This is a genomic window from Hymenobacter radiodurans, assembly GCF_004355185.1.
Lineage (GTDB): Bacteria > Bacteroidota > Bacteroidia > Cytophagales > Hymenobacteraceae > Hymenobacter > Hymenobacter radiodurans.
Genome location: NZ_CP037922.1, coordinates 3,059,960 through 3,078,300 on the forward strand (window position 1 = coordinate 3,059,960; position 18,341 = coordinate 3,078,300).

An 18,341-nucleotide genomic window follows, 5' to 3' on the forward strand; every position below is an offset into this window, starting at 1 on the left:
CAAAGGTGCCTCGGCCCTCTCCACCTATACGGTTTCCAGCCAGCAGCCCATCAGCGAAAAAAACAGCCACTTCCTTCGCCTGACCGCCACCACCGCCAGCCCCGACGCGGGCTTCGTGAACGAGGGCTTTCGGGGAATGGGCGTGAAGGAAGGTGCCGAGTACACATTTTCGGTGTATGCCCGCCGTGGCCCCGGCAACATTGGGGGGCTAAATGTGACGATTGAAGAGCCTGCTCGCCCTCAGGGCGGAGGTCCTGAAGCGCCTGCCTCGGGTAAAGTTTTGGCCCAAACCAAAATCACTGGCCTCACGAACGAGTGGAAAAAGTACAGTGTCGTACTGAAGCCGTCAGCTACGGCAGCCAGAGCGCGCCTCAAGCTGACCATAGATGGCACCGGCACCGTCGACCTAGACGTGGTTTCGTTGTTCCCGAAGGATACCTGGATGAAGCGTGAGAATGGCATGCGCGCCGACCTAGTGCAGCTGCTAAAAGATATGAACCCCGGCTTTCTGCGCTTTCCCGGCGGCTGCATTGTAGAGGGCGTTACGCTCGACAACCGGTACCAGTGGAAGGAAACAATTGGTGACGTGGCTTCCCGCTCCCCCATTATCAACCGTTGGAATACGGAGTTTAAGCACCGCTTCACGCCGGATTATTATCAGTCGTTTGGGCTGGGCTTTTTCGAGTATTTCCAACTCTCGGAGGACTTGGGCGCAGAGCCGCTGCCGATTTTGAACGTAGGTATGGCATGCCAATTCAACTCCGCTGAATTGGCCCCTATTACCGCCGCCGGTGGCCCCAGCGCCCCCGCCCACGACCACGCCGACGATGAGCCGACGCTCGACACCTTCATCCAGGATGCGCTGGACCTGATTGAGTTTGCCAACGGCCCCGCGACCAGCACTTGGGGGCAAAGCGGGTGGCAATGGGGCATCCGGCCCCTTTCAATCTAAAGTACATCGGCATTGGGAACGAGCAGTGGGGGCCGCAGTATTTGGAGCGCTACGAGCCGTTTGCCAAAGCCGTGAAGGCGAAGTACCCGAATATGAACATCGTGAGCAGCGCGGGTCCTTCGCCGGGCGGTGAGCTATTTGATAAGGCCAGCGCAAAGTTGCGGGAGCTGAAGGCCGAGCTGATTGACGAGCACTACTACGCGAAGCCCGAGTGGTTTCGCGAGAACGTAGGCCGCTACGATAACTATCCCCGCACCGGTCCGAAAATCTTCGCAGGCGAGTACGCCGCGCAAAGCGTAGCTATCGGCAGCCCCGATAACAAGAACAACTGGGATTGTGCCATCTCGGAAGCCGCCTTTATGACGGGCTTGGAGCGCAATGCCGACGTGGTGACTATGGCCTCCTATGCTCCTTTATTTGCCCACGTAGATGCCTGGCAGTGGACGCCGGACCTTATCTGGTTTGACAACCTGAAAGCATACGGCACGCCTAACTACTACGTGCAGAAGCTGTTCGCTACCAATCCCGGCACCACCATGCTGCCCGTGCAGCTCGGCAACAACGCCAAAAACGGCCAGGATAACCTCTTCGCCAGCGCCGTAGCCGATGATAAAGTCGGTGAGGTAGTGGTGAAACTGGTGAATTACTCGCCCCAGCCCCGCACTGTAACCCTGAACTTAGCAGGCGCGAAGAAATTGGGCAAGTCGGGCAAAGCTATTGTATTAGCCAGCAATGATTTGAATGCAGTAAACAGCATTGAACAACCCATGAACATTGCTCCAAAAGAGGAAAAATTCACGGTAAAGTCTTCGACTATCAGCTACACCTTGGCGCCCAATTCCTTCACAGTTTTGCGCGTCCCTGGTAAGCGATAAGCGTTTTATCAATCAATAATTGATGGGTGGAGAAAGGAAGCGAGAGGTTCTTTTTTCCACCCATTTTTTGCCCTGGTCGCTTATTCAAGCCCTACCTTATGAAACACTTAGCTAAGCTTCTGCTTCCTGCTTTGGCCGTGGGACTGTCTGTTCAAGCGCAAAAAATGCCCCCCAAGCCAGCTTTTCATCAGTGGGCGCTAACTCCGCCAAGGGGCTGGAATAGCTGGGACTGCTACGGCCCTACCGTAACCGAAGTCGAGGTGAAAGCGAACGCCGATTATATGGCTAAGTACCTTAAGGCCAGCGGCTGGGAATATGTAGTGGTGGATATTCGCTGGTACGTGGGAAACGATACAGCCCACGGCTACAACGAGAAGAATCCTGACTGGAACATCGACCAATACGGACGCTTTGTGCCGGCGGTCAATCGGTTTCCGTCAGCGGCGAATGGGCAAGGATTTAAGCCGCTGGCTGACTACATGCACGGTAAGGGGCTAAAATTTGGGATTCACATCATGCGCGGCGTACCCGTGGTGGCCGTCAACCGGAAACTGCCCATTTTGGGGAGTAAGGCAACGGCAGCTGATATCTACTCAAAGGAAGGTCAGGCGGGGTGGCTGCGCGATATGTACACGGTAGTCGCCGGGCGGCCGGGCGCGCAGGAGTACTACAACTCGCTGTTTAAAATGTACGCCGATTGGGGCGTGGATTTCGTGAAAGTCGATGACCTTTCTTCGCCCTACCACGCGCCGGAAGTTGAGATGATTCGCAAAGCCATCGACCTGACGGGCCGGCCGATTGTGCTGAGCACGTCGCCAGGCGAAACGCCCATTGCGCAAGCCAAGCACGTGCAGCAGCACGCCAATATGTGGCGCACCGTGGGCGACTTTTGGGATAGTTGGGAACAGCTGAAGGAGCACTTTGAGGTCTGCAACCGCTGGGCGCCATACAGCATGCCGGGCGCCTGGCCCGACGCGGATATGCTGCCGCTGGGCCGCATTGGAATTCGGGCAGAACGGGGCGACGACCGCATGTCGCGCTTCACCAATGACGAGCAATACACGCTCATGTCGCTGTGGTCCATCTTCCGTTCGCCGCTGATGTTTGGGGGCGATTTACCCAGCAACGACGCTTTTACTCTGGCTTTGCTGACGAATAAAGAAGTGCTGGCCATGCATAGCACAAGCACCAACAACCGGCAGCTTTTCCGCCAAAACGACCTTATCGCCTGGGTAGCCGACGACCCCAAAACCGGCGACAAATACCTGGCGCTGTTCAATGCTCAGGATCAGGAGCTTGCAACGGAGAAAGAAGCTGCCTGGTCGAGCGGCCTAATTACGCGTCAAACGCCGGGGCATAGCAAATCCGTAGATATCGACATTCGGGGGGCAAAAAAGCTGTATCTGAATGTGCGCAACGGCGGCGATGATATTGCCTGGGATCACGCCGATTGGCTGGCTCCTACCCTATCCGACGGAAAAAAAAGCGTTGCACTGAGTAGTTTACCTTGGAAGCAAGCCTCCGCTGGCTGGGGCCAGGTGACGGCCAACAAAAGCGTGTCGGGCGCTGACCTGCTGGTGGGGGGCAAAAAATACACCGACGGCATCGGCACCCATTCCAATTCCATGATTGAGTACGATTTGCCCCCCGGCTTCACTCGCTTCACCGCCACCGTCGGGCTGGACAACGCGGGCGCTTCGCAGAATACGGGCGGCACGGTGCAGTTTCTGGTGTTTACCAAGAACCCATTTAAGCCGGTGCCTCCCGACTCAGCGCAGGTAGAAGTAGCCTTGCAACAACTGGGTTTCAACTCCGCTTGCACTATTCGCAATATGTGGACGGGCAAAGAAGTAGGCACGTTCACCGGCACATTTGCCCCCCACATTCGGCGTCACGGTGCTGGGTTGTATCGAGTTTCTGCCAAGCAGAAATCAAAGTAGGATTAACGTCCGTTCAATCAACAGAAAGGGGCCGACTGCATGCAGTCGGCCCCTTTCTGTTGATTAATACGGCTCGGTTATTTAGCTGGCTTCACACCTTCGGTTGTCATCACCACGCGTTTCATCGTGCCGTCCTTGTTGTAGTAAAGGTTATCGATGCAGACGGAACGGCGGAAGCTGCCTCCATCCGTTTGGAGAGCGCCGTTGTGGTAGATGAAGTACGACTGCCCTTTGAAATCGATGATAGCTTGGTGGTTAGTGTTAGAATTGCCCGCTATTTCGTTCAAAATACCTTTGTACTCCCACGGCCCTTCTATCTTCTTGCTCATGGCATACACGATTTTCTCCGGGAAGCCCGACGCGTACGATAAGTAGTACCAGTCGCCGCGCTTATGAATCCAGGGCGCTTCAGTGAATTTAGGCAGGTCTATGGTTTGGATGGGACCATCCAGCTCCGTCATATTGGGCTTTAGCTTGGCGTAGTAGCAAGCCGTATTTCCCCAAAACAAGTATGCCTGACCTTTTTCGTCGATCCAGACAGTAGGGTCAATATCGTCCCAACTTATCGTGGCTTTGGTGGTCATATCATTGGTAATCAAGGCTGAGCCGCGCGCATCTTTGAACGGTCCCAGCGGATTGTCGGCTACGGCCACCCCGATGGCTTTTCCTTTGATGGTGCCATGCTCCACGGCCACGTACCAGTAAAATTTGCCGTTGCGCTCTACCACCTGCGAAGCCCAAGAATCGCCTTTTGCCCAGGCAAAATCTTTGGCAGCCAGCGGCACCGGATGCTCCGTCCAGTTCACCATATCCGACGACGAGAAGCAAAGCCACTCGTTCATCACGTAGCGTTCCTGCTTGGGCGGCGCCTCATCGTGGCCAGCGTAGATGTACACTTTGTCCTTGTAAACCAGCGCGGCCGGGTCGGCGGTATACTTGTTTTTAATGATAGGATTGCCCCCTGGCGGGTTCAGCTCAGGTTTCACAATCGATTGTGCAGAAGCTGAAAAAAAAGCAGATAGCCCAAGACAAGCTGCCGCAACTGTTAGGTTTATTCTCATCTAGATGGGATTAAGAAGACTATGACTAATGCGTAAAGGCCAATGGCCTGCCCATTAGGTGAGCAGACCATTGGTTGTATTACCTACGCTTCTTGTACGCTGAGCGACGCGGTAGCCAGCGCTGCCAACATGGTTTTTATTCCTTGTTCAGCATCGGGGCCCAAATGCACGCGCAAGGTGCGCCGATCGTTTTGCTGCAACGCTTCTAAGTCGCCCTGAGCTTGGGCATTCTTGAACGTGCCAAACGTGTACGAGCGGCCCGGCAACGGCAAATCTTGCGGATGATCGACGGTGAATTGCACAAACAGGCCCGTATTGGGTCCACCCTTGTGATACTGCCCCGTAGAGTGCAGAAAGCGCGGTCCATACCCCGACGTAGTAGCGATGTGCAGTTGCTCCTGCACCTGAGCCCGCAGCTGCTGCAAGCTCTCATTCATCGCCGGCGATTCCGTGAGGTAAGCCTGCACGTTTAGGAAGTCGCCGGGCTTTGCCTGTGCGAAGAAGTTTTGGAGCACTTCGGCGGCGTCATTGCCACTTACGGCGGTATAGTACGCTACACCGTTTTCGGTCACTTTTGGCGCCTCTTTCTGCGGAATCTGCCCGTCCTGCTCTACCACTTTCATCAAACGATCAGTAGCAGTTTTGGCGGCCTGCACATTGGGCTGGTCAAACGGATTGATGCCAAACACGGCACTGGCTACGGCCGTTGCTACTTCCCAACGATAGAATTCAGCGCCCAGATCCAGCGCATCCTTCATCAGAATTGTGATAACCGGGTGACCGTCTTGCGCTAACTGTTGCAGCTTGGTTTGGTTGGCTTCATCAGCTTCATTTTCATAGCCCACGTACACAAACACGCGGTCATGGCCGTACAGGCTTGGCTCACCGAGCGGCTCACCGGCTACGGGCAAAATGCCCTTGCCTTCTTTGCCGGTGCTTTCCGCCAACAGTTGCTCCAGCCACAAGCCCAAGTCGCTTAACGAGGCTGGCACCACCAGCGTGAGCTTGTCGCGGCCTTGCTCAGCTAGCACGCCTAGGGCCGTACCCAGTTCCAAGCCCGGATTTTGCCCCCCAGCGCCGTAAGCGCCGCAGGCCCGCATCATTCCGATGGCCCGCGCCAGCAGTTCGCCAATGCTTATGCCGTGCAGTGCAGCGGGCACCAGACCAAAGTAAGTTAAGGCCGAAAAACGCCCCCCAACCTCCGGGAAGTTGAGGAAAATACGCCGGTAGCCCTGCTCCGTAGCCGAGGTCACGAACTTGGAGCCGGGGTCAGTAATAGCTACGAAGTTTTCGCCCGCCTTATCTCCTTTAATTTGCTTGACGCGGTCGTAGAAATAGTCGCCAAACGCCAGCGGCTCAGCCGTCGTGCCCGATTTGCTGGCTACGATAAACAGCGTGTCAGCCAGCGGAACGGATTCTTCGATCTGCTTTACCGTGCCGGGATCAGTAGTGTCCAGTACCGAAATGGGCAGGCCGTTTTCGCCCATCGGGAATGACTCCTTAAATACAATAGGTGCCATCGTGCTGCCACCCATACCCATTACGACCACGTGCTTGAAGCCGGCGGCCTTCACCTCGTGCACAAACTGTTCGATCTCGGGCACTGCCTTTACCATTGTTTCGGCCACGCGCAACCAACCCATAAAGCTGCGAACGCTCTGCTGGGCCTCCGCATCTTGGGTCCAAAGGGTGGCATCCTTTTGCCAGAAGCCTTCGGTGAAGTTTTTGGCGTTGAACTCCTGAGTTTTAGCGTCGATAGCCGCTTGGAAATCGCCTAGCTGCATCGTGGCCGGAGCCACCGTGATGCCCAAGGCTTTCTGCCGTTTCTTCTCTAACGACTCCATCAGCTTGCCAAAGGGCTCGTTGAATTTCTTGGCGCCATCAACCTCTAGATGGTTGGTCAACTCCTCCAAGTTTAGCCCCAGTTCCGGTAAGCGACGAAGCACTTCCTGAGCTTTCTCCAGGCCTTCTTCCAGATGGTCAGCGGGCTGACCTTTCTCGCGGAAAATATCCAGCGTCTCCACCGGCACTGTGTTCACCGTGCGCGGCCCAATGAGGTTGGTGATGTACTTTAGGTCGTCGTACTTCGGGTTTTTATTGCCGGTGCTGGCCCACAACAAACGCTGCGTATTGGCGCCCTTGGCTTGCAAAGCTTCCCACCGAGGACCCACAAATATCTCCTTGTAGATTTGGTAGGCCTGTTTGGCACTGGCCAACGCCACTTCGCCTACCATCGACTGCGCCAACTCGCCTTTCTCGCCGCCTTCAGCCGCAATCTTTTCCAGCATTGGGTCAATCAGCACATCAATACGGCTGAGGAAGAAGCTAGCTACGGAGGCAATTTTGTCGATGGGCTGGCCAGCTTTTACGCGGTCTTCTAAGCCTGATAAGTAGGCATCAGCTACCAGCTTGTAGCGTTCCAGACCAAAAATCAACGTCACATTCACATTGATTCCCTCAGCAATAAGCCGACGAATGGCGGGTAGTCCCTCCAATGTTGCCGGTACTTTGATCATCACATTGGGGCGGTCTACGGCTTTCCAGAAGCGTATACCCTCCTCGATTGTGCCTTCCGTATCGTTCACTAAGGCCGGCGATACTTCTAAGCTCACGTAGCCGTCGCCGGCATTATCGTGGCTATCATAAACCGGACGGAACAGGTCGCAGGCGTGCTGGACGTCAGCAATGGCCAACTCGGTGTAGATCTCATCTGCCGATTTATTCTGCAAAGCCAGGCTTTCAATAGCCGCATCGTAGTCGTCGCTGCCCCCGATGGCTTTCTCAAAAATGGCCGGATTAGACGTGACGCCGCGCAGGGCTTCGTCGGTAATGCGACGCTGTAACTCACCGTTGATGAGAATTTTACGCCGAATGAAGTCGAGCCAGATGCTTTGGTCAAACTGGCGGATAGCTACTAATGGGTTCATGCGAAAGATGGTTTTAAAACTTAGATGTCAGTCTTTCTGAGCGGCTGAAGATAAATGCCCCCAGCATACATTCTGTCTACGTGTTAATTCAGCAAAACGAACTATAAAAAACGGGTTCGGAGAAACGAAGTAAAATTTGCTTCGTGCCCCTCATTATGAGACGGGCAACAACCTTTCTTCATCATGTTGTCTAGTCGGACAAATTCAAGGTAAGAATCGGATAAATCAACTATTGGCACCGATTCGACAACATTATTTCACAATCGTTTGTGCAAAGTAGGCAAAATAGCGCTTTTGCCCACCACTTACTTCTGCCCCGGTACTGGCCAGCCATCCTTATCCCAGACTAACTTTTCCATCCGCAACTTAGCCCGCCCCTTGTCGGCCGCATCATACCCGTGAAAAACCAGATAATCTTGGTTATCAAAGGTGTATACGGAATTATGACCGACGCCGTACCAGTCCTTGTTGCCTTCCATCACCAGGGTGCCGCCACCCTGCTCCAAGCCCACGCCGGCTTTATCAGTGTAAGGGCCAGTAATTTCTTTGGCACGGCCAACCACCATTTTATACGTGCTTTGCGGCCCACGGCAGCAGTAGTCAAATGACGTAAACAGGTAATAATAAGACCCTTTCTTGAAGATAAAGGGTGCTTCAATGGCCGCGTCGCCGGGCATGGAGTCGGTAAGTTGGGCATTGCGGGGCCGGCTGGCAATGGTGCGCCATTGCTCGGGTTGGGCAGGAGCCGACAGATCATCACGGAGCTTTACCAGCTTAATTCCATTCCAGAACGAGCCGAAGCTAAGCCAGGGCGTACCGGCCGCATCGCGCGCCAGATTGGGGTCAATGGCATTCCACATATCCCGGCCCGGCACCGACTGAATAACTTTGCCTTTGTCAACCCACTTATAATCAGGCGACGCCGGATTCAAGGTTTTATTCGTCGCTAAGCCAATGCAAGAAGTGTTTTTCCCAAAGGCTGAGATCGAATAATAGAGGTAATACTGCCCATTTTGAAAGGAAATATCTGGGGCCCAAATGTGGTTATTCTTAAACCCCGGCACGGCTTTTACAGCCCAGCTTGGAGCCTCACTGAACACGGGCTTCTCACGCTGCCATTGTTGCCTATCTTTCGATGACCATATTGCAATACCTGGCCCCGTGCAGAACATATAATACGTGCCATCTTGCCGAATCATCACTGGATCGTGGGCCGGGATTCGGTCTTTGCTTGCCTGCGCCTGCGCCCACTGAGCGACTAGCAGCAGAAGGCTCAGGTATACAAGTTTTTTCATAGGAGCATCTGATTTACATTAACGATTGTGTAATCTATGCTTAAATAAGTAAAATTGTGCAGATTCATTGTGACTCTTTGTTGACAGAGGAAGCAACTGAACGAGCTAGGGCGGGCACTACCCCACGGAGTATCACGAATACGAATTATGAACCCACGCAAACCCAAGAAGGAGGAAGTGCCTGACAGCCCAGTTTCTATGGCCGATTTAGCCAAGGAGCTAGGCGTTTCCATGACCACGGTTTCTCGTGCCCTCAGTGACCACTACAGCATTGGGCCGGCCACTAAGCAGAAGGTACTAAAGCTGGCCAAAAAGCTTAACTATCAGCCCAATCAGATGGCGGCGGCGTTGCGCAAGGGCAAGAGCAAGCTTATTGGCGTAATTGTGCCCTACATTGAAGGGCGCTTTTTTCCCTCGGTGGTACATGGCATCGAAACGGCGGCCCGCAAGGCAGGCTTTAGCGTAATTTTTTGCCAGTCGAACGAGGATGTAGCCAACGAGCGCAAGAACATCGAAACCTTGCTTAACGCGCAAGTAGCGGGTATTTTGGTTTCGTTATCCCGTAATACGCGCGATTTCAAGCACTTCGAAAAGGTGCGGAAACGGGGTATTCCCTTGGTGTTCTTTGACCGCATTCTGGAAGGCGACAACGTAAACGCCGTGGTGCTCAATGACCGGGAAGGCGCCTTTCAAACTACTAAGCACCTCTTGGAGCAGGGCTGCCGCCGAGTGGCGCACTTTGCAGGGCCGCAACACCTGAATATTTACAAAAATCGTCGTCAGGGATACGTCGATGCGCTACGCAGCTTTGACTTGCCGCTGGATGAGGATATGATTATCTATTCCGACATGACCCTAGAGCAGGGCACGGAAGGCATGAAGCAACTGCTGACATTGCCGAACCCGCCGGATGGTGTTTTTGCCGCCGGCGACTCCGCTATTCTGGGGGCGCTTCAGCTACTCAAAAGCCGGGGCATTCGCGTGCCCGAGGATATTGCGCTGGCAGGCTTCAGCAACGAAGGGTTCACGGCCATCACCGAGCCCATGCTGACTTCCGTAGATCAGCGCTGCGAGGAAATGGGGCAGGCCACGGTGCGCTTATTTATGGAACTGGTGGAGGCCAAAGGCACGCCCTTTTATCAGCGCCAAGTGGTTCTTCAGCCACAATTATTTATTCGGGAATCGTCACTGCATTCGGGCAAGCGTTAGGATGTAAATTTGCCCCCCAGCGGTAGCCATCGTTGAACAAGCACACCTAAAGCAGGGCCGCGTGAGAGAATATCTGCTTTTCGTTGATACGGAAACTTCCGGCATCCCGCAGGACTGGAACAAGCCGTATTCGAGCCGTGACAACTGGCCCCATATCGCCCAGCTGGCGTGGGTGGTGTACACGCGCGATGGACAGGAAGTGAAGGCTGAGAATCATTACATCCTCTCTAGCGACTACGACATGAGCCCAGCCTCCGCCACTATTCACGGCATAACGCCGGAATTTTTGCGTGAGCATGGCAAGCCGCGGCACGAGGTAATGCGCCGTTTGTACGACGATCTACTTCAGTATCAGCCGCTAGTGGTGGCGCATTTTATGCAGCTCGATTATCATATGATGGGCGTGGGCTTTTATCGCGCCGGCCTGGATAATCCGGTGAGTGAGCTGCCCACGTTTTGCACCATGCTGACCTCCGCTCGCTTTCTCCAGTATTCGACTCAACCAAAACGCGGGCTGCGGCTAAATGAGCTGCACCAGCGGCTTTTTGGGGAGCCAATGGCGCGCGAGCACGACGCACTAACCGATGCGTACGCCACCACTCGCTGCTTTTTTGCCCTGTGGCAGCGTGGCGACATCAACGAACAAATAATAATGGCCCAACGCCCCCTTGGTGAACCCGGGAAAACCGTTTCGCGGCGGTGGCGCCCATCTCTGACGCATTTTATCGTAGTTCTGGCCCTCGCTGCCCTAGTGGCTCTGCTCCTTCTCTTCTGACATGAACGACCGCCTGGAATTTCTCAAAACGGCAACGCCTTTCAACCGCCTTCCCGTCGATGTGCTGGAGGAAGTAGCGGAGTTGCTGCAGGAAGTAACGCACCCGAAGGAAGCAGTTATTTATCTGCAGGATGTGTCGAAGTTACGCGGAATCGACCTTATTGTGGAGGGCGAATACGAGACGTTTTTTTACGATAGCCAGCAGAACAAACGCCTGATCGAAATTAGCCCCCGGGCTCCTGCTACGGCGGTGTATCAGTGTTGCTGAACAAAAAACGGTCGTTGCGCACCGTCATAGCCCGCAAAGGCACGCGCGTTTATTTTCTGCATCGGCGCGACTTTCGGGCTCTGTGCCAGGCGTACGAAGACTTCTTTCAATACTTCACGCACCGCTACGGGCAGCAAATGCTCAACCCCGAGTATGCCCACTTTTTGCGGCCCGATCATAAGGCTGGGGGGCAAAATTACATAGCCTCTGATCAGCTGTATTCGCGCCGCCTCGAAACCGTGGAGCTGCGCGATGTTATGGCCTGCCCCGGCAGCACGCCCATTCATGAAGTGGCCCGCCGCATGGCCGCCGCGCGCACCAGTTGCTACTTCATTACCAACGACGAGCCTAACGCTTCCATTACAGGCTACGTGACGGATATAACCCTGCGCGACAAGGTGGTAGCTGGCTTGCTCGACGCGAATCAGCCGGTGGCCACAATCATGGATGCGCCCGTGGTGGACATTGATAGTCAAGCATTTGTTTATGAGGCTGTGCTGCGGATGTTCAGGACTAAAACCCGGTATTTGTTGGTGAAAAAGGCCGACGAATACATCGGGTTTATCAGCCGCAACAAGCTACTCAGCGACCAGGCACAGTCGCCGTTTGTGTTCATTCAGGCCGTCAAGCAAACGCTGTCGGTGCGGGAGTTGAAGCGGCGCTGGGAGCAGGTGCCCAACATGGTGTACCAGCTACTGGACCGCGGGGTGAAGCCCGAAATCGTCAACCAAATTATTTCCAGCGTTTCTGATACGATTGCTCTCAAAGTCATCGAGGGAGTAATTCAGGAGCAAGGGCCGCCGCCCGCCAAGTTTGCGTTTATCGTGCTGGGCAGCGAGGGCCGCAAAGAGCAAACTCTGCTCACGGACCAGGATAACGCCATCATTTACGAAGACAAAGCCAACGAGCAGCGCGAAGCGGTACGCGCATATTTTCTGGAGTTTGCACGCATCGTTTCGGAGCGGCTCAACAACATCGGTTTCTCCTTTTGCGAAGGTGGCCTGATGGCCATGAACCCGAAATGGACGCATTCGCTTTCGCACTGGAAACGAAACTACACAGCCTGGATGACGGAGGCGAACCAGGAAACGGTGATGAAGTTTTCCAGCTTTTTCGACTGTCGCTACCTCTACGGCGAGGAAAGCTTGGTAACGGAACTGCAAGATCATCTGCGCGCCGAGTTGCAAGGCCGCCTCGACCGCTTCCTGTATTACATGGCCAATAACGCTCTGCAATACGAGCCGCCGCTCACGTTTTTCCGCAACATCCGCACCTTCACGCAAGGCTCGCAGCAGGTTTTCGACTTAAAAAAAACCATGACGCCCATTGTTGATCTGGTGCGCGTGTACGCCCTGCGCCAGCAGATTTTCACCACCAATACTGGTGAGCGAATGGCCTTGCTCAATGAGCAAAACGTGTTTACCGACAAAGAATACCAAGAGCTTTTGCACGCCTATTATTACCTGATGGGCATCCGGCTCAAGAAGCAGGCCCAGCAAATCATCAACGACCGCACCCCTCCCACCAACTATCTCGACCCGCGCACACTCACCCAAGTAGAGCAGGTTACGCTAAAAGAAACCTTCAAAGTAATATCCGATTTTCAGGTTAAGATCCGGGTGAGCTTCACAAAGACGTTATAACTATACAAAGCCAAAAAAGCCCCCAGAAATGTTTCTGGGGGGCTTTTTTAGTGAAATCAATTCAAATTAGCGTGACTAGGGACGACGGTTTACGGCGTTCAAGTCTTCGAATGCCTGCTTCAAGCGCGCCACGAAAGTCTCTTCGCCTTTGCGCAGCCACACACGTGGGTCGTAATACTTTTTGTTCGGCGAATCGGCGCCGTCAGGGTTACCGATTTGGCCTTGTAGATAGCCTTCGTTCTTCTGGTAGTAGTCTTTGATGCCTTCCCACAATGCCCACTGCAAATCAGTGTCAATGTTCATCTTGATGGCACCGTAGCTAATGGCTTCGCGGATTTCTTCTTGGCTAGAACCCGAGCCGCCGTGGAACACAAAGTCAATGGGCAGTGCCTCCGTGATGCTGTGCTTGCTACGTAGAAACTCCTGCGAGTTGTGCAGGATTTTCGGCTGCAACTTCACGTTGCCGGGCTTGTACACGCCGTGCACGTTGCCAAAGGCCGCCGCGATAGTAAAGCGGGGGCTGATGGCGCTCAGCTGCTCATAGGCGTAGGCAACCTCTTCAGGCTGAGTATACAGCTTAGAGCTATCGACGTCGGAGTTGTCCACGCCGTCTTCCTCGCCACCAGTTACGCCTAGCTCGATTTCCAGGGTCATCCCGATCTTGCTCATGCGCTCCAGATAGCGCTTGCAGATTTCGATGTTCTCTTCAATCGGCTCCTCCGACAAATCGAGCATGTGGGAGCTGTACAGTGGCTGGCCATATTGGGCGAAATGCTTCTCACCGGCTGCCAACAAACCATCAATCCAAGGCAGCAATTTCTTGGCCGCGTGGTCGGTGTGCAGAACAACGGGCACATCGTACAGCTCAGCCATCAGGTGCACGTGCTGAGCGCCCGAAATGGCGCCTGCGATGCTGGCGCGCTGGTCACCATTCGGAATTGACTTACCAGCAAAAAACTGCGCGCCACCGTTTGAGAACTGAATCATAACCGGCGAATTCACCGCCTTGGCTGCTTCCAATACGGCGTTCACCGTGTTGGTGCCCGTCACGTTCACGGCCGGCATAGCATAGGCATTAGCCTTCGCATGACGGAAAAGGGCCTGAATTTCGTCGCCGTGAAGTACGCCGGCTCGCAGTGTGGTTAGTTGTTCAGTCATCATAAGAAATGGTGTAAGAGCAAAAAGTATAGGGTGGGAAGTAGGAGTGGCAATTTCCAACATTTTACCGACGAACCAAACGCCCTTTTTAAGAGGTATGGCGGCAGCTCACTTCAAAACGACGGTCATGCAGAGCGAAGCATCTCGCGCGATGATGTTGCGGTAGTAATCTAACGACCGCACGCGAGATGCTTCGCTCTGCATGACCGCCTCATGGATTCAGTCTTTACTGTCATTTGCCGCAGTTGCCATTACTGTACTCGCGTCAGGCGCACATAGTCCAGCATAGCTTGGTTCACTGCGCCATTCATATTCTCATTGGCGGGCTCAAAGGCCAAAGTCAATGTTTGGGGGCCATTTTCCAAACGAACCAGCACCGAGTTGGAGAAGCCCCAGTTCGACCACTCGGCTACGCCGCGCTGAGGCATTACAATAGTTCCTAGCTGTTGCTGACCGTTGCGCAGGGTGCGAATAGCGCATTTATTCTCCGTATTGATGGGTCCGTTGCCATTAGCATAGCGAAAATCAACAGCATACAGACCTGCTGCCGGCACCGTCACGCGAATAGGCAGCGTCTTGTTTTTCGTCTTACTGATTTCCACGAAGCCTTGGCCAGTGAATCCCTTGTACGGCAATGTCGCCTTCGGCGCAACAGCCTCCAATTGATAGAGCTGGCTGAACTTCTCGCCATTTACCACCAGCGGCTCGCTGGCAAACGATTCGAGCCCTGCCGCGTCTACGGCTATCACCTGATACTCAGCGTACACAGTAGCATCGGCAGGCGATTCTAAGGCGGTGGTCGTGGCTATTGCCTGGCCATTTCTCAGAATGCGGTAGCTTCTTACGCCTTCCTGCTTATTCCAGGTAAGGCGGTTGTTCGCAAAAGTTACTTCGGGCGCTGCCGGTGAGAATCGGTTCGCTACCTGAGTCACGGGGGCTTTCTGGGGGGCTTTTCCGGCTAAGAGAATCCGCACCTTATGGCGGCCAATAAGCGTGGCAGGGATGGTAGCTTTGGCCAATGGCTTGTCATCCATTGTGATGGTCGTTATTTCATTGCCGTAGCCTTCCATTTCTAGGTCCAGCACCGCACCGCGATACTTGAAGTTTGAAAGCTTACGCGGTCCGGCAAATGCCTTTGGTACAAACGGCCGCAGCACGAGCTTATCGGCCTGAAAATCCATTCCAAACAGCACCTTGTACACGAGGCTGAGGCTACCAGATAGGCTCCAAAGCATATTGCTGGAGTTGATTTGGGTGCCGGCGAAATCGCCGTTTTCAGCCACGAAGTTTTCCTTATTAGTCAAGAACAAAGCGGCGGGGCGGTAAATGGCGGCAATGCTTTCCGTCAGGGAGGCGTCGTTGCCGACTTTAGCCGCAGCCAAGGCCCAATAGCTTTGCACAAAAGGCCACACGCCGTTATTGTGGTAAGGCGGAATGCCGGGTATCTGCGGGTAAATGCAACTGATGCCGTAGGGTGTGGTGGGTGTTTTTTGCACCACTTGCTCCGCACGCTCGCCTTCCGCAATACCAAAAAGTACGGTGAGCGCCTCGCCCAAGGCCTCAGCCCGTGGCGACAATATTTTGTAGGTACGCCCGTACAGAAACTGGCCGTAATATCCTTTTTCAGGCTGCCACAGGTGCTTATTTATACCCTGCTTAATTTGTTGGGCCAGCTGCTGGTGCTTGCTGGCTACGGCCGCCTCACCGAGGATTTGGGCCATCTGGCTAAGCACTACGTTGGCATTGTAATGCACAGCATTCGTACCCAACGTTTCCGACTCATAAATGTCCACGGGCTGCATCCATTTGGGATAGGTCTGCTCCCGCCAATCCAGAAACGACGACTCGCCGCGTACCATGCCCGTCTGCGCGTTGTAAGCGTTCTGCACGTCGTCCTCAATCGACTTTTGGATGATAGGATACACCGTGCGCAGCCATTGCTCGTCGCCGGTCACTTTATAGATTTCCCAGGCCGCCGTGGCCCAAATCATGCGGTCAGTGGAGCACGGATACGCACCGCCCGTGCCCGTATCCTGAATAATACGCCCCTCCTTCGACACCTTGCGCATCAGGCTACTCTTGGCTACTTCGGGTTGCAGCATGGCCATCGACAGGATGATGCTGTAGCTGATGTCGCGGGTCCAGACACCGGCCCACTCCTTACCGGTGCGAAAGGTACTGTCCGGCTCCACGGCGCGCCGGGCTTCCTCTAGCGCCAAATTATACAGCGCATCGGTTATCGGATACTGAGAAGAGTACTGCGGAAAGTCATCCGTGTTAATCGACTTTTCCCACTTCCCAGCGGTGGTTTTGGCGGCCTGGGGGGCATTTAGGGTCAGTGTAGTCTCGTAAATTCCGTTGCCATCGGGGTCTTTCAGCTCCAGCTCGGGCTTGTTCACCAGGTTGTCAAAATCCCAGCTAAGCGGAGCCGTATTACCAGCTACAAATACCTTCTTGAAGTCTTCCTTATAGATCTTTTCGCCCTTGAAAGTGGTGTAGTAGCCTTGCTTCTTAAACGCCGCCAGCACCGGCCGCATATCCAGCCGAATCTTCATGGATGTGTTGGGGGGCAAATACAAGTTGGCTGGCACTGCACCGGGGTCTACGTAGCGCTGCCCAAACACAATGACCGGTAGTTCGGGGGCTGTTTTGCCCGCCCGCGGCACCGCAATAAACCGATGATCTTGGCCCGGCGCCAGCTCGTTGTCCTTGCCGTTTATACTAAACTTAAAGTTGATTTCCGGGCTCTGAAACTCATTCGCCGGGCTTTGGTAGTTTGAGGTGAGCGAGGTAGGTGAAACGACCCGCGCTACGTGCTTACCCTGCACCACACTATCGCGATACACGGCGTACGCCTCCGACTTCCACACCGCCCCAGAGTCGTCGGTATCAGTCGATTGCTGCATCTGACAAGCACTTAAGAGAGAACATGCGAGCACAAAGCCCGCTGAATAGGATAGTTGCTTCATACTGAAAATTTGGAAACAGGGCTGCCTGCATTGAGCTCCGCCAGCGGCTTACGCAACCACAGAACTCTTCAGGCCAGGGGACGAAAGATAGAGCAGTTTCGGCATCCGCGCAGGAATTTACCGACAGCGTAGCCTCACTTAAAATGGTTAGTTTCTACAAAAGATAAGAATGCTACAAAATGGCCAGCCTAAACCGTAGGAGAATAGCTATACTTTACTTACTTAGCAGTAGGCTTCTCCCTCTTGCATTTCCACTCCGTTATGCAGTTTCTACTCCACTGGCACCGCTTCTCCCTGCTTCTGACTTTTCTGCTGGGGCTGAGCCTGAGTGCGCCTGCTCAGAAAAAGCCATTGCCGGGCTACGTCGTTACGGCTGGCGGCGACACGCTGCGGGGGGCAATTGTTCCGGCTAGTAGGCTCACGCAGCAATACCGGGTGGAGTTTATTCCAATGCAGGGCCACCAACGCCTTTTTCTAGATGGCTATCAACTCGCATCCTACACTTACTACACAGACCTGGACACCATACGCTACGTTTCGCTTCTGTTTGCACAGCGCGGCATCGATAAGCCCTGTCGGGGTTTCCTACAGCAGGTAGTGGCCGGCAAGGCGCAATTATATTATTACAGCTTTCACAATTCTGGTCAGCAAATGACCTCCTTTAACAGTGGCGGCTTGCTCAGTACTAGCCCCAGCAATTCGACTGCTTCCAGGCAGGTGAGTGCTTATGCCCACTCCCTGATGAATAGCACTTCGTTAACTTCTAGCATCAAACCGCAGAAAAACGCAAAATACCCCACATTCGGCCCGTTGAGTAAGCGTGGAGTGTACAATCCCGACAACACCCTCGTCATCTATCGCGCGGATAAGAGCCGGCTGGAAGACGTTAATGAATGGAGATTCCCGAAAGATGCGGCTGTTTATTTTGCCGATTTTCCCGACCTGGTCGCTGACCTTCAATCAGGTCAGTACCGGGCCCGCGACCTACCACAAATAGTGCGACGCTACAACGCCTGGCATCTCACGCGTAAGTCTGCTCCTTAATAATGAGTTGACTAGCTAACGTTCACTATGCGTACCTAGTGACCTACCCGAATGGAAGCTGTTTACGAATTACTTTTCATCCTACCTATTAAGGTCTAGATAAGCCTACCTAATTCACAATTAATTAGATACTTGCTCACGTTATCTAATGTTATCTAGACCTCATCTATGTCTCACACTCTCCGTCAGCGCTGTGGACCGGTTCTACTTATTTGCTTCTTAAGT

At 54.0% G+C, this 18,341-nt stretch carries 12 protein-coding genes and 1 pseudogene; 8 read left to right on the forward strand and 5 right to left on the reverse strand.

Features of this window, described 5'->3' with window-relative positions; translation table 11 throughout:
* Positions 1-493 precede the first annotated feature (493 nt).
* From EPD59_RS24170 to EPD59_RS14185, 3 genes and pseudogenes are all read left to right on the forward strand, one after another.
* Positions 494-1,179: pseudogene (locus EPD59_RS24170) on the forward strand (alpha-L-arabinofuranosidase C-terminal domain-containing protein); the annotation flags it as partial.
* Positions 1,180-1,254: 75 nt separating this feature from the next.
* On the forward strand, positions 1,255-1,827 hold the full coding sequence (locus tag EPD59_RS24175; protein WP_394347231.1) for an alpha-L-arabinofuranosidase C-terminal domain-containing protein: 573 nt from the start codon (positions 1,255-1,257) through the stop codon (positions 1,825-1,827).
* Positions 1,828-1,925: 98 nt separating this feature from the next.
* Positions 1,926-3,767 carry an NPCBM/NEW2 domain-containing protein gene (locus tag EPD59_RS14185; protein ID WP_133273362.1) on the forward strand — a complete coding sequence of 614 codons (1,842 nt, stop codon included), beginning with the start codon at positions 1,926-1,928 and terminating at the stop codon, positions 3,765-3,767.
* A 77-nt stretch (positions 3,768-3,844) separates the two neighbouring features.
* Here the strand turns inward: EPD59_RS14185 and EPD59_RS14190 are convergent, their stop codons facing one another.
* The 3 genes from EPD59_RS14190 to EPD59_RS14200 form a co-directional block, all read right to left on the reverse strand.
* Entirely contained in the window at positions 3,845-4,753 is a 909-nt protein-coding gene (locus EPD59_RS14190; protein WP_240731411.1) for a glycoside hydrolase family 43 protein, read from the reverse strand.
* A gap of 158 nt (positions 4,754-4,911) precedes the next feature.
* Entirely contained in the window at positions 4,912-7,755 is a 2,844-nt protein-coding gene (locus EPD59_RS14195) for a bifunctional transaldolase/phosoglucose isomerase (protein WP_133273364.1), read from the reverse strand.
* Positions 7,756-8,060: 305 nt separating this feature from the next.
* Positions 8,061-9,050 (reverse strand): arabinan endo-1,5-alpha-L-arabinosidase, encoded by a 990-nt coding sequence (locus EPD59_RS14200; protein WP_133273365.1) that lies wholly within the window; start codon positions 9,048-9,050, stop codon positions 8,061-8,063.
* Between the two features lie 147 nt (positions 9,051-9,197).
* On the opposite strand from EPD59_RS14200, the gene EPD59_RS14205 reads away from it, so the two are divergent.
* From EPD59_RS14205 to EPD59_RS14215, 4 genes are all read left to right on the forward strand, one after another.
* On the forward strand, positions 9,198-10,259 hold the full coding sequence (locus EPD59_RS14205) for a LacI family DNA-binding transcriptional regulator (protein ID WP_133273366.1): 1,062 nt from the start codon (positions 9,198-9,200) through the stop codon (positions 10,257-10,259).
* 61 nt (positions 10,260-10,320) lie between these two features.
* A complete protein-coding gene (locus tag EPD59_RS14210; RefSeq protein WP_165963601.1) occupies positions 10,321-11,034 on the forward strand; it encodes a 3'-5' exonuclease in 714 nt (237 codons plus the stop codon).
* Between the two features lies 1 nt (position 11,035).
* Complete coding sequence (locus EPD59_RS21940) at positions 11,036-11,302, forward strand: hypothetical protein (protein ID WP_205703411.1); 267 nt, start codon at positions 11,036-11,038, stop codon at positions 11,300-11,302.
* On the forward strand, positions 11,293-12,945 hold the full coding sequence (locus tag EPD59_RS14215; protein WP_240731412.1) for a DUF294 nucleotidyltransferase-like domain-containing protein: 1,653 nt from the start codon (positions 11,293-11,295) through the stop codon (positions 12,943-12,945). Before EPD59_RS21940 ends, EPD59_RS14215 begins: the two co-directional genes overlap by 10 nt.
* A gap of 75 nt (positions 12,946-13,020) precedes the next feature.
* Here EPD59_RS14215 and fbaA read toward each other — a convergent pair whose 3' ends face one another.
* Positions 13,021-14,103: a class II fructose-bisphosphate aldolase gene (gene fbaA / locus EPD59_RS14220; protein ID WP_133274696.1), complete on the reverse strand. Its 1,083-nt coding sequence runs from the start codon at positions 14,101-14,103 to the stop codon at positions 13,021-13,023.
* A 251-nt stretch (positions 14,104-14,354) separates the two neighbouring features.
* Complete coding sequence (locus tag EPD59_RS14225) at positions 14,355-17,072, reverse strand: alpha-L-rhamnosidase-related protein (RefSeq protein ID WP_133273368.1); 2,718 nt, start codon at positions 17,070-17,072, stop codon at positions 14,355-14,357.
* A gap of 261 nt (positions 17,073-17,333) precedes the next feature.
* Here EPD59_RS14225 and EPD59_RS14230 point away from each other — a divergent pair, with 261 nt between their 5' ends.
* Complete coding sequence (locus EPD59_RS14230; RefSeq protein WP_133273369.1) at positions 17,334-18,116, forward strand: hypothetical protein; 783 nt, start codon at positions 17,334-17,336, stop codon at positions 18,114-18,116.
* The last annotated feature ends 225 nt before the right edge of the window (positions 18,117-18,341 follow it).